An 11,950-nucleotide genomic window follows, 5' to 3' on the forward strand; every position below is an offset into this window, starting at 1 on the left:
GATTAAAATCTCACCTGTAATTCCTTAGTTGAAAACACTAATTGCCTGATAGCAGGGTTGTCAGCTTGTAATGAATTCGACCATAATAATTAAATGGCCTTCCTGTTATAGGTGTAAGTTTGGGCATTAGTTTCTTGAATAGCCTGAAAAGTAATTGGTTGGTTGATGTTGTTTTGTTATTTCGTTTGCGAGCGACAACCGTACCTAATACATCCTTTGCTTTAACAGGAGTGTCAGATCTGATAAGTGCGTCGCCTTTGAAATAGTAATGGCAATTGTCGGTTTTTATTAAGCGGTGAGCTATTAAAATATCCTGATGGCAAAATACACCTATATCACCAGTTTGGGGAAGCTTGGGAATAACCACAACTTTATCGCCGGGGTGCAGAAGCGGATACATGCTAATACCATGCGCGGGTACTTCCACCTGGTGCCCATCCTGAAGCAGTTTTTTGAGCGTTATTTGTAGTTTAGTATCAGCCAAGTTCCTTCGTAATTAAATGAACTATTTCATTATCTGGTTTAAAACCGCATTCGTATACCCCGCAGCTTTCGGCAATGGCGTGCAAGGCATCAAGACGGCTTTGTACTTGTTGTTCATCATATTGAAATTGCATGCAGTTGCCTAAAAGTCCCATTGTGCCTTTAATAGCAGGTAGCTTCTTGATATAGTTGTGTGGTGATTGATTGATTAGGAACGCTTTGTGTAGCCTCACACTCTTGTAATTATCCTGATAATAGGGCATAGGAGTGTTGTATGCTACAAATCCCTCCTTATCAGGTAATATTATCAGCCTGTCGTCATTAATGATAGTGGCACCTTGTTGACGCCATAATTCGGCCATGGTTGACTTGCCAGTGCCTGATACTGCTGAGAATAAATAACCTTTGTTGTTGAACTCAACAGTTGAGGCATGGATAACAAAACCGCCATAATGATGAATGATGTATTGTAACAGCAGAATCCCCAGGGGATGAAAAAAAGGATCGAAAGAGAAGGCTTGAAGGTGTTGAGCACAGATATTGATCCCTATTTCTTTGCGTTGGATATTAATATTTGCCAGAGCTTCTTTAATGTAATGGTGGTTTTCGAACTCAACAAATATGCCTTCATCTTCGCCATTTCTTATCACCGACCACTTGTAGGGTATTTCAGTGTCAAATTTGTCTGCACCAGTAAAAATATGATTGATTTCGCGATGGTTTATGTTTTCCTTTAGCCTAATGTTAATTGTCCATTCATTTAATGATGTTGGTCGTACTAATGAAAAATTATTACTCCCGCCCATTGGGTCGAAGTCAAAAAGGGGGCATAAGAGATTAACTGTAAATCTTATGCCCCCAATTGTATACTGTTGGGTTTTATAAACCGTATCCATTTACTACATATTAGAAAAATCAGGTGAATCATTACCGAAAGGGTAATCCTGTGCCGGCGGATTCTGATAATCTGGTGCCGATTGTTGCATTGGTGCCGGCTCTTGAGGAGCAGTTTTAGGAGGTAATGGAGGACTTCCAAAAAGGTATACTACCCCTTTATCAATATAGTGTTCCTCAATATCTGGCTTATTATATCTTCTTTTAATATTCATTCCCGATTCGTCTCCGTTTTATCGCCTTTATAGCTCTTGTATTATGCCTTTATCAACAGCCTTAATTAAGAATTGTTCTAAATCTGAATGGGCTGTTTCCCTGTCAATCTCAAATTCACAAAGGATTAACTCAAGTAGTTGATCCAATGATTTTGGTTGGCTTAATGCATTATAAACAATCGATCCAATTTCATTTAGGGAGAATACTTTTTCCATCAGAGCAACTTGGTCAACAAGTGGTACAATCACCATCTCATCACCAACTGTTTTTTCAACAAAACCGTTCTTTTTCCTGTACAATTTCCCCACTAAATACGTTTAACTTCGGCAAAAATATAAAAAATCAAAAAATCAATTCGCAATTATGCTAAAAGTAATGATTAATTTGACCAATGGCTCATTTTAGCCAACTAATTAGTTCAATAGTTCGTTATTTTTTGATTGATTAAAATTCTGTTCGTGCAAATGGTGCTACCTCCTGACCAACAAATTCTTGTTTAAGATATTTATAGTAACCATTAATGGCAATCATGGCAGCGTTATCGGTTGTATAAGAAAACTTTGGAATAAATGTTTTCCAACCTTTTTCTTGTGCTAATTGTGTTAGTCTGTCGCGCAGGCCTGAATTAGCAGAAACACCCCCTGCTAATGCAACCTGCTTAATGCCGGTATCTTTGGCTGCCTTTATCACCTTATCCATCAATATATCGATAATGGTTTTTTGCAAAGAGGCACAAATATCAGCTTTATTCTCTTCAATAAACTCAGGGTTCTTCTTTAATTCATCACGAAGGAAGTAAAGAACTGAGGTTTTTAAACCACTGAAACTGTAATTGTAATCTTTAATTCTTGGCTTATTGAATTTGAATGCTTCAGCATTGCCTTCTTTTGCCAGTTGGTCAATTAAAGGACCTCCCGGATATGGCAGCCCTATAATTTTAGCACATTTATCAAAGGCTTCTCCGGCAGCGTCATCAATGGTTTGTCCAATTATTTCCATGTTCAGGTGATCTCTGACAACAATAATCTGGCTGTTGCCACCTGATACTAAAAGGCATAGAAAAGGAAATGAAGGCTGGTTTGTATCGTGTTCATTCTCTTTAATGAAGTGCGCCATTACATGCGCGTGCAGATGGTTCACTTCAATCAATGGCAGGTTATTGGCCAAGGCAAAGCCTTTAGAGAAAGAGGTGCCCACTAATAATGATCCCATCAGTCCGGGACCGCGCGTGAAAGCTACTGCGTTGATGTCGTTTCTGCTTATCCCTGCATCTTTAATGGCCTTTTCAACTACCGGGATGATATTTTGTTGGTGCGCTCGTGAAGCTAACTCTGGCACCACACCTCCATAGGCTTTATGCACATCCTGATTAGCTACAACGTTTGATAATATGACATCATCTTTAATAACAGCCGCTGAAGTGTCATCGCATGATGACTCAATTCCCAAAATTATCGCACTCATAATTTTTATCAGATAGATTTATCCCTAATCAAATTATTATTCCCGCCTTTTTCTTACTTTTGGTGGGTTAAAACGGGATAAAAGTATAAAAAAAAATATCAAAATAGGATTGTATGTATTGGCGGGACTATTACTAGTGCCGCTCTTGTTGTATTCTGTTTTGTTATTGCCTGCAGTTCAGACATCTGTAGTGAATTATGTGACTGCTGAATTATCCGAAGATTTAAACACTGATATAACTATCAAACGGGTCCACTTTCGACCATTTAAGACACTTGTGCTGGATGATATTGTGATTTATGATCAGCATAAGGATACACTGCTGGTTGTTGAGCGTGTTTCTGCAAACATTGACTCGTTATATTTCAGAAGCAAGGAGCTTTATGTTGGGCTCTTGAGTGTTCAAGGTCCCGATGTAAATATTCAAAAAGAAGATTCGGTATATAATTACAGCTTTTTAACTAAAAGGCTTGTCAACAGGCGCACAGGAAATTCAAAATGGACAATAGGTCTGAGGGACCTTGAAGTTGAAAATGGAACAGTCGATTATGCTGTTGATTCATTGTCACGCGCTACCACTATTTCAGAAATCAATCTGCTGTTACATGACTTGCGAAAGGATAGTCTCTGGCGCTTTGATATCAAAGAATTTGGACTTAAAAATCCGATGCACCTTAATCTTGAAAAGGTGGAGGCTAATGTGGCTGTTGGTGATTCGTGCCTGTTCTTAAATAAGGCTTTAATTTCAACCGGCCGTTCATCATTACATATTGACTCGTTAGCTCTTGAGTTTAATAAAGGAGAAAAGGGGCTTGAGCAAATTGGTAGTTTTTATGCAGATGTCAGAAAATCCGATTTCAGTGAAGCAGATATTGTTAAGATTAGTCCACTGAAACGAGCTGCAAACATTGGTCTTTCAGGCGTAGTGTATGGCACGGTGAATAACATAAAGGGGCGTAATGCCAGAATTTATTTCGGGCCTCATTCGCAATTGGTTTCAAGCTTCGATATTAGTGGATTGCCAAATATTGACGAAACTTTTTTGTATTTAAAAGTAAGCCGGTTGAGTACCACCCCTTCCGATTTAGAGCAACTTTTTTCGCATGTGAAAGGGCAGGCTTTAACCTTACCGGCGGCTATCAATAGTTTAAATGAAATAAACTATCAGGGAAACTTTACAGGTTTTTTAACTGACATGGTGGCCTATGGTGAGTTTACAACAGCCTTGGGACAGATAAGTACAGACATTGGGCTGAAGATAGATAGCCAGGATGATCTGGTATTTTCGGGTAACCTGAAGACGCAACAGTTTGATATAGGTCAACTGGCCGGGGCCGAGGAGTATGTTGGAAAAGTATCAATGGCCGTGGCTATTAATGGAAGGCGGCGTTCAACCGAGCAGTTTGATGCTTATTTGAGTGGCGTTATCGATACTTTATCCATCAATAAATATGATTATAAGAATATTCGATTGAACGGCCTTTTTGAGAACAATAAATTTGATGGTGATTTTTTAATTGATGATCCCAACGGGCAAGTCGGATTTAATGGGAAAATTGATCTGTCGGGGGATATTCCCAACTTCAGCTTTAATGCCCACTTAACAGATATAAAACTAGATCGCCTCAACCTCTATTCAAAACATAAAAACAGTTCGCTTACTGTTGATGTAGAAACTGATATTTCGGGTAAAGACCTGAATGATATTGTTGGGTTTATGCATCTAGATAATTTCTCATACCTGTCAGATGACCATGATGTGGCCATTGACTCGTTGTTGCTCATTTCTGTGCGTGAGGGGGAGAGAAAGCGCGTTGTGCTGCAGTCTGATATTGCTGAAGGCGATTTGGTGGGTGTTTATAATTTTACGCACATTGGTAGCTTGCTCAAAAAGAATCTCACTCAATATTTGCCTGCTTTAACAAATTCTGTGAACATCAAAGAAAAAGAGCTGACACATAACGATTTTACTTTTTCCTGCACTTTTAAACGTATTTCTGAAATAGCAGCAGTGTTAGCCCCTGGTATAAGTGTTTCCGATGAAGGTTTGCTGTTAGGCAGCTATAATTCATCACAAGGGGAGATGGATGTTGAAGTGGAGTTGCAATATATTGATGCGAATGGATTAAGTGCCAGTCATCCAGAGGTGCATATTTCCAGTGGACAAAGTGATGAGCTGGATGTAGTTTCTCGGTTCAGAGAGTTAAGTGTAGATAAGCTTGGCACTTTTCAGAATTTGAGTTTTCACCATAGTGCCCATAATGATACGGTTGATTTCAATATTTTCTGGAATAACTGGGACGACTATACCAATAGCGGATCCATTTTGACAACGACCACCTTTAAAGCAAGGGATAACGGCGTGTATGCAACTTGTAATTTTCATCCTTCCTATATCATGGTGCGTGACAGCCTATGGGAGATTCAGCCAACTACTTTGCATTACCACCCAGACGGATTCTCAATGAAAAATTTCAGGGTGCACCATGGCAACCAGGAGGTGGGTATTAATGGTTTTGCTCATCGTCATGTAAAAGATGGACTACGGGTTCATTTGCAAAATATCAGTTTGTCTGACATTATTGGTTACCAAAATCTGCAGCAGGTGCAGGTGTCGGGAGCTTTGAGTGGCACCTTGGATTTTCAGAACATATATAAGTCACCTGTCATAAGCGGAGATTTGGCGGTTGATGGTTTTGTCTTTAACGATGATGAGGTTGGTGATTTTTCAGTTGTGGCCGACTATCAACCAAAGAAGAATCAGTTAAACGTCCAGGCAAATGTGGTTAAGGACGAAAAGCAGTCGCTTATAGGTGGCGGATATATTGATTTGGCCCAACAACAGTTAAACATGAATTTCGATATTGATCAGCTGGAAATAGGTTTTCTGAATCTTTACCTGAGCCGAATAATGCAAAACTTAACGGGTACAGCCAGTGGGCAGATTGCTGTGGTTGGTGCACTCAGTAGCCCCGAATTACTTGGTAAACTTCGTATTAATAAGGCGTTTTTTGATGTTGGTTTGCTTAAGACAACTTATTCCGTCGCCGATTCGGTTATTTTCGAGCCTAATGAAATGATCTTTAAAAATCTATTGGTGGCCGACAGGAATGGGAAGCAAGGAAGTTTTAATGGTACAATTCATCACACGGCCTTTCGAAATATGAGCTATAACCTTAGCCTTATAGCCAACAACATGTTGGTAATGGATACTAAATACAGCGATAACCCTTTGTATTACGGCGAGGTTTATGCCGATGGCAACATGGCAATAAACGGAACGACAAAGGATTTAATAATTGATATTGCCGGACGGACGCGTGAGAATACAGAGTTTTTTATTCCCCTTACCGATGAAGAAAGTGCTGAAGAGAGTAGTTTTATTCGGTTCATTAATCCTGTTGATGAAACAGACACGCAACGCAAAGAGGGCATTGAGGTAAGTAATGAATACGATATTGATTTGACCGGGATGACCGTAAGTATGGATCTGGATATTACGCCCGATGCCCGCTGTCAGGTGATATTTGACTCAACTGTTGGCGATATACTCAGGGGAAGTGGTAATGGCAATCTGCAGGTTAAAATGGATAAAGAGGGAGGTATCAACTTCTACGGCGATTTTAATTTTGACAATGGAGACTATATGTTTACCCTTCGAAACGTGTTAAATAAGAAATTTGTTATAAATCAAGGTTCAAGCATTAACTGGGATGGTAACCCGTATGATGCTAATATTGACCTTAATGCCACCTATAAGCTGAAAACAAGCCTGTTGGATTTGATTGGTGATTATTCCGATGAATCGCAAAGAGACTTTGGCCGGCGTATACCCGTTAACTGTAATCTGCTGTTGAGTGACCGACTGACACAGCCAAATGTGAAGTTTGAAATTAAGACACCATCCAGCCAGGATTATAATCAGAATATTATTGATGCCTATATTAATACCGAAGAGGAAACCAATCGTCAGGTATTGTCTTTGCTGGTATTGAATAAGTTTTACACCACCGAAAATGCCTCTGCTAATAACCCAACCGGGTTATCAGCTGGTAACAATGCGGCTTTAGTTACCACTACCGAGATGCTATCCAATCAGTTAAGTCATTGGTTGTCACAAATAAGTCGTGATATTGATATAGGTGTAAGCTATCGTCCGGCAAGTGAAATGACAGATGATGAGGTGGAGGTGGCGCTTTCAACGCAAATGTTTAATAACAGGGTACTGGTGAATGGTAATGTGGGTTATGGACAGGACCAAACTCGCCCAAGTAACCTCATTGGTGATTTTGATGTGGAAGTAAAACTGAATAAATCAGGTAGTTTAAGGGCTAAAGCCTACACGCATACCAATAACGATTTAATTTATTCCAGTGATTATAATGTGTCGCCAACCACTCAGGGTGTTGGTGTGTCTTTCCGCGAAGAGTTTGATACGCTAGAGGAACTCATGCATAAATACTGGCTGAAAATATCGGGTCAGAATAAGAAAAAAGCAGAACAAGGGCAAGAGAAGGAGGAAGAAGAGACTAAAGATTAAATCTTTTCGTTACTTATTACATAGCTATTTTACTATTTTTAGCCTTGAATAATTTATGGGTAAGGAAGAGGTTGTGTTTGCTTCCTTATGGGTTTTGATAATATTATAAAACTAATTGATATGAATTTGTTGTTGTTCATTCAGGCAACTGCTGAAGAAATGCCTGTAGACGAATTGGCTGAAGGAGCCGAAAAGAGCATGAATTACATGGAGATGGCTAAAGCCGGAGGTTTAATTATGATACCATTGGTGCTGCTTTCGTTTGTGGCTGTGTATATATTTATTGAGCGTTACCTGGCTATTCGTCGTGCAACAAAAGAGGATGCCGGCTTTATGAATAAGATAAAGGACTACATCCATGATGGGAAAATCGAATCAGCATTGGCTTTGTGCCAGTCGCACGATTTTCCGGTGTCGCGCATGATTGAAAAAGGCATTACTCGTATTGGTCGTCCGCTTAATGATGTGAATACAGCCATCGAAAATGTAGGTAACTTAGAGATTAGCCGACTGGAGAAGAGTCTGCCTACATTAGCAACTGTTGCTGGTGGAGCCCCAATGATTGGTTTCCTGGGAACCGTAATTGGTATGGTAAAGGCTTTTTTTGATATGGCCAATGCCGGTAATAATATTGATGTGCAGTTGCTGTCATCGGGTATTTACACGGCCATGGTCACTACGGTTACCGGATTAGTTGTTGGTATTGTTGCCTATTTTGCCTACAATATATTGGTGGCCAAAGTAGAAAAGGTGGTGTTTAAAATGGAAGCCCGCACCATGGAGTTTATGGATTTATTAAATGAACCAGCTCATTAAGCATGGCTTTAAAGCGAAGAACAAAGATTAGTGCAGCGTTTAGCATGTCGTCTATGACCGACATTGTGTTTCTGTTGTTGATATTTTTTATGATTACATCAACCATGGTACACCCCAATGCTATTAAGTTGCTCATTCCTAAGAAAGCCACTAAAAAGGTGGTGGTGGAGAAGTACCTGAATGTGCGTGTCACGGAATCGGGCAGATACTATGTGGATGGGAAGCGCTTTGGCACCGATAACGTTGAAACGGGCTTAATAAATGCTTTCAGCAGCAGCGATAGAGCTATTGTAAGGTTGCGCACCGACCGTAATGCATCAACCGGCCATGTGGCCCGTATTCTGGATATAGCAGAATCGAACGGAATAAAAGTAATTTTAGATATCAGGTAATGGCACTAAAAAGACAAAGTAAAGTAGATTCGGGCTTCAGCATGTCATCCATGACGGACATTGTTTTTCTGTTACTCATCTTTTTTATGATTACCTCAACCCTGGTAACGCCACAGGCAGTGCGCGATTTAGTGTTGCCCAAAAGTGATCACCAGGTGTCGGCTAAGCCCAATACAACGGTATCTGTAACAGCTGATATGCGCTACTATGTGGAGGGAGAAGAGGTGCCATTCTGGAAGATTGAGCGGCGATTGAAGGAAATTATTGAGGTCAGCCCCGATACCTATATCGCCTTGCACGTGGACGAGTCGGTGCCATTTTCGGTCGTTGGGAAGATAAGGGATATTGCTATCCGTAATAAGTACAAACTGATATTGGCTACACAGGGTAAATAAGATGGAAGAAAAGGATAAGAGATATGGCATTATAGGCTCGATAATATTTCACGGTATAATATTGTTGTTGTTGATATTCTTTGGCCTTCAAACATTACCACAAGAAGAAGAGGGCATACTGGTGAACTTTGGGGATACCGTATTGGGGCAGGGTGAAGTGGAGCCGAAAGAATCGCAGGCGCCACCGGTGGAGCAACAGCAGACACCTCCGCCACCCAAAGTAGAAAAGGTGCCTGAACCTAAAGTAACCGAGCCTGAAAGTAAAGATGAGGTAGCAACCCAGGATTTTGATGATGCCCCGGTAGTAAAGTCGGAAGCGCAAAAGAAGAAAGAAAAAGAAGAGCAGGAGCGACTGGATAAAGAACGTCGGGAACGTGAAGAACAAGAACGCATTGAGCGTGAAAAAGAGCTGGAAAGGCAGCGCATTGCAGCCGAAGAGGAGGCCAAACGTCAACAGGAGCTGGCCGAACAACGTGCCCGCGAAGAAGCCGAACGTAAAAAGCGGGAGGAGCAGGAGCGACAGGCTGCCGAGGCGCGTAACCGTGTATCGGGTGCCTTTAGTGGAAAAGGTACCGGCGATAGTTCTTCGGAAGGTGAAACGGGTGGTAGCGGCAACCAGGGCTACGTGACTGGAGATCCGAATTCAAAAAACAGAACCGGATCGGGATTAGGCGATTCGGGTAGTGGCTTTGATCTGAAGGGCCGCTCGTTGATTGGTAGTTTACCAAAGCCACAGCACAACTCCAATAAGGAAGGCATTGTGGTGATCAAAATTATTGTCGACAGAAATGGTAATGTGACGTCGGCCGAGTTTCAGTTAAAGGGTTCTAATACGCAGGACCGCGAGCTGGTAGAGAATGCCAAGGCAGCAGCACGCCGCGCTAAGTTCAATGCTGATAAAAATGCCAGCGCCTACGCACAAGGTACCATTACCTATTATTTTCAGCTGGACTAAGCATGACAACCATCTGCCCACTATAGGCGATGTCGTCCTCTGTAAGGGGTTGCCTGTCCCCAATATAGGTGATGCCGTCCCCGGTAAGGGTGGGTCAGTCCCCAGTATGGGTAAGCCAGTCCTCAGTTTAGGTGATGATGTCCTCCGGAGGGGTAAGCCGTCCCCAATCTAGGTGATGCCATCCCCGGTAAGGGTGGGCCAGTCCCCCGTAAGGGTAAGCCAGTCCTCAGTTTAGGTGATGATGTCCTCTGGAGGGGTAAGCTGTCCCCAGTATAGGTGAGTTGTCCCCGGCAAGGGTGAGCCGTCCCCATGGGGTTTTCAAGGTGAAATTAAAAGAACAACACCTTAAGACCTGCCACAAATACTGTAGCCAGCAATATGTACCGAATATACTTAACGCCTATCTGCTGCGCGTATTTAGATGCGATAAAAGCCCCGCTGGCATTACCTATGGCCAGGATAATGCCGTATAGGTAATTCACCTGGCCTGACCAGATGAAGATACCCAATGCAATGGCTGTGTAGGCCAATACAATAAACACCTTTATGGCATTGGCTTTTATTAAGTCATAGCCAACACCCAGCACCAGGCCTGCCAGTAAAAAGAAGCCGACACCTGCCTGTATGAATCCACCATAGACGCCAATAAAAAAGAAGATAACAATCTGCCAGAAGGCAGGTTTTTCATTCACTTGTCCGGCTTGTGCTTTCACCCATTTATCGGGCTTTAGCAGAATGACAAAGAACATGACGAAAAGGAGTGAACCGATAAACAGGTTTAGAATTGCTTCATCAATTGTAACAGCAATAGAGGCGCCAATAACAGAACCAATAATGGCAGGAATAACCAGAAAAAGACTGCTCCGGTAATTAATCAGTCCCTGCTGTTTAAAGTTGCGCACCGCTATCACATTCTGGAAAAAGATAGCTACCCGATTGGTGGCATTAGCCTGGTGCGGCGACAAGCCAAGAAACATCAGCAGGGGCAAAGTGATTAACGAACCACTGCCCGCCAGGGTGTTGATGAAACCGGCAAAGAGTCCGGCCAGAATAAGTAATGCAGCATTGAGTATCGAAATGTCCATATTGCAAATGTATGGTTTTCAGGTAAAACAGAAAGTGACTCTCTATTCTATTTTTAGGTCTTGTAAATCGCTAATAGCTATAAGCAAAGCGCTCTCCTAGCTGGCAGCTATTTTGGCATCACCTAACACCATGCTTTAGCATGGTGGATAAGTGGTAAGGAGCTAATGGCTTTAGCCATTTATTTTATCAAAGCCATACGCAGACATGAATTTTTCATATTCCTCAGCCCACGAACTATGCCTATGATGTTGTTCCTGATTTTTGATATATGCTCTTACTTTAGATACTTGTGATTCACTAATAGAAACAGCAAAATATTCATCTGCCCATTCGAATTTGCTTTGGCACAAGTTGTTTTTGTTAATCCAAAACGATGATTCACCTTTTAATAGTTGCATTGTTTTTGTAATGGTCATGTCGGATTTTAAGGCAAGTAAACAATGCACATGGTCTTGATGACCGTTGATAAAATCAATATAGATGCCTTTTATACTAGCATTCTCTTTAATGTGTTTAAAAATCTGTTTTTTATTGGAGTCATCTATAAAGGGGAATCTGTTCTTTGTTCCCCAAACACAATGTAGCCAAATGCGGGTGTACGACATAGGTAAAAGTTTGTGGCTAAAGCCGGTGGAATATCACATTATATGCACCGCCCTGAAGGACGGTGTTATGTGAATTAAAATTGTTTATAGATTAGGAAGTTAGT

General features: G+C 41.4%; 12 protein-coding genes. 5 read left to right on the top strand and 7 right to left on the bottom strand.

The genetic code is table 11. The features are described from left to right. Window positions 1-37: 37 nt before the first annotated feature. From KDU71_RS12050 to tsaD, 5 genes are all read right to left on the bottom strand, one after another. Window positions 38-484 carry a S24/S26 family peptidase gene (locus KDU71_RS12050; RefSeq protein ID WP_212191262.1) on the bottom strand — a complete coding sequence of 149 codons (447 nt, stop codon included), beginning with the start codon at window positions 482-484 and terminating at the stop codon, window positions 38-40. After that, entirely contained in the window at window positions 477-1,379 is a 903-nt protein-coding gene (locus KDU71_RS12055) for a hypothetical protein (RefSeq protein WP_212191264.1), read from the bottom strand. Before KDU71_RS12055 ends, KDU71_RS12050 begins: the two co-directional genes overlap by 8 nt. 3 nt (window positions 1,380-1,382) lie before the next feature. After that, window positions 1,383-1,592: a hypothetical protein gene (locus KDU71_RS12060; RefSeq protein WP_212191266.1), complete on the bottom strand. Its 210-nt coding sequence runs from the start codon at window positions 1,590-1,592 to the stop codon at window positions 1,383-1,385. 27 nt (window positions 1,593-1,619) lie between these two features. Next, window positions 1,620-1,901, bottom strand: a complete 282-nt coding sequence (locus KDU71_RS12065) for a PqqD family protein (protein WP_212191268.1) — start codon at window positions 1,899-1,901, stop codon at window positions 1,620-1,622. Between the two features lie 136 nt (window positions 1,902-2,037). Further along, window positions 2,038-3,057: a tRNA (adenosine(37)-N6)-threonylcarbamoyltransferase complex transferase subunit TsaD gene (gene tsaD / locus KDU71_RS12070; protein ID WP_212191269.1), complete on the bottom strand. Its 1,020-nt coding sequence runs from the start codon at window positions 3,055-3,057 to the stop codon at window positions 2,038-2,040. Window positions 3,058-3,175: 118 nt separating this feature from the next. On the opposite strand from tsaD, the gene KDU71_RS12075 reads away from it, so the two are divergent. The 5 genes from KDU71_RS12075 to KDU71_RS12095 all read left to right on the top strand — a co-directional run bounded on the left by KDU71_RS12075 (window position 3,176) and on the right by KDU71_RS12095 (window position 10,155). After that, window positions 3,176-7,597 (top strand): translocation/assembly module TamB domain-containing protein, encoded by a 4,422-nt coding sequence (locus KDU71_RS12075; RefSeq protein ID WP_212191270.1) that lies wholly within the window; start codon window positions 3,176-3,178, stop codon window positions 7,595-7,597. A gap of 120 nt (window positions 7,598-7,717) precedes the next feature. Beyond that, window positions 7,718-8,413: a MotA/TolQ/ExbB proton channel family protein gene (locus KDU71_RS12080; RefSeq protein ID WP_212191274.1), complete on the top strand. Its 696-nt coding sequence runs from the start codon at window positions 7,718-7,720 to the stop codon at window positions 8,411-8,413. A gap of 2 nt (window positions 8,414-8,415) precedes the next feature. Further along, a complete protein-coding gene (locus tag KDU71_RS12085) occupies window positions 8,416-8,805 on the top strand; it encodes an ExbD/TolR family protein (protein WP_212191275.1) in 390 nt (129 codons plus the stop codon). Beyond that, complete coding sequence (locus tag KDU71_RS12090) at window positions 8,805-9,200, top strand: ExbD/TolR family protein (RefSeq protein WP_212191277.1); 396 nt, start codon at window positions 8,805-8,807, stop codon at window positions 9,198-9,200. Before KDU71_RS12085 ends, KDU71_RS12090 begins: the two co-directional genes overlap by 1 nt. 1 nt (window position 9,201) lies before the next feature. Further along, window positions 9,202-10,155, top strand: a complete 954-nt coding sequence (locus KDU71_RS12095) for a TonB family protein (protein ID WP_212191279.1) — start codon at window positions 9,202-9,204, stop codon at window positions 10,153-10,155. 329 nt (window positions 10,156-10,484) lie between these two features. On the opposite strand, the gene KDU71_RS12100 is transcribed toward KDU71_RS12095, so the two are convergent. Further along, a complete protein-coding gene (locus KDU71_RS12100) occupies window positions 10,485-11,240 on the bottom strand; it encodes a sulfite exporter TauE/SafE family protein (RefSeq protein ID WP_212191281.1) in 756 nt (251 codons plus the stop codon). Window positions 11,241-11,411: 171 nt separating this feature from the next. Beyond that, complete coding sequence (gene tnpA, locus KDU71_RS12105; RefSeq protein ID WP_212191290.1) at window positions 11,412-11,846, bottom strand: IS200/IS605 family transposase; 435 nt, start codon at window positions 11,844-11,846, stop codon at window positions 11,412-11,414. Window positions 11,847-11,950 lie beyond the last annotated feature (104 nt).

Origin of the sequence: Carboxylicivirga sediminis, assembly GCF_018156225.1 — a bacterium.
Lineage (GTDB): Bacteria > Bacteroidota > Bacteroidia > Bacteroidales > Marinilabiliaceae > Carboxylicivirga > Carboxylicivirga sediminis.

What these genes read in the sequence shown, in the direction of transcription:
- KDU71_RS12055 (WP_212191264.1), bottom strand. Translation starts at nt 1,379, where the DNA reads ATGGATACGGTTTATAAAACCCAACAGTATACAATTGGGGGCATAAGA.
- KDU71_RS12060 (WP_212191266.1), bottom strand. Translation starts at nt 1,592, where the DNA reads ATGAATATTAAAAGAAGATATAATAAGCCAGATATTGAGGAACACTAT.
- tsaD (WP_212191269.1), bottom strand. Translation starts at nt 3,057, where the DNA reads ATGAGTGCGATAATTTTGGGAATTGAGTCATCATGCGATGACACTTCA.
- KDU71_RS12080 (WP_212191274.1), top strand. Translation starts at nt 7,718, where the DNA reads ATGAATTTGTTGTTGTTCATTCAGGCAACTGCTGAAGAAATGCCTGTA.
- KDU71_RS12085 (WP_212191275.1), top strand. Translation starts at nt 8,416, where the DNA reads ATGGCTTTAAAGCGAAGAACAAAGATTAGTGCAGCGTTTAGCATGTCG.
- KDU71_RS12090 (WP_212191277.1), top strand. Translation starts at nt 8,805, where the DNA reads ATGGCACTAAAAAGACAAAGTAAAGTAGATTCGGGCTTCAGCATGTCA.
- KDU71_RS12095 (WP_212191279.1), top strand. Translation starts at nt 9,202, where the DNA reads ATGGAAGAAAAGGATAAGAGATATGGCATTATAGGCTCGATAATATTT.
- KDU71_RS12100 (WP_212191281.1), bottom strand. Translation starts at nt 11,240, where the DNA reads ATGGACATTTCGATACTCAATGCTGCATTACTTATTCTGGCCGGACTC.
- tnpA (WP_212191290.1), bottom strand. Translation starts at nt 11,846, where the DNA reads ATGTCGTACACCCGCATTTGGCTACATTGTGTTTGGGGAACAAAGAAC.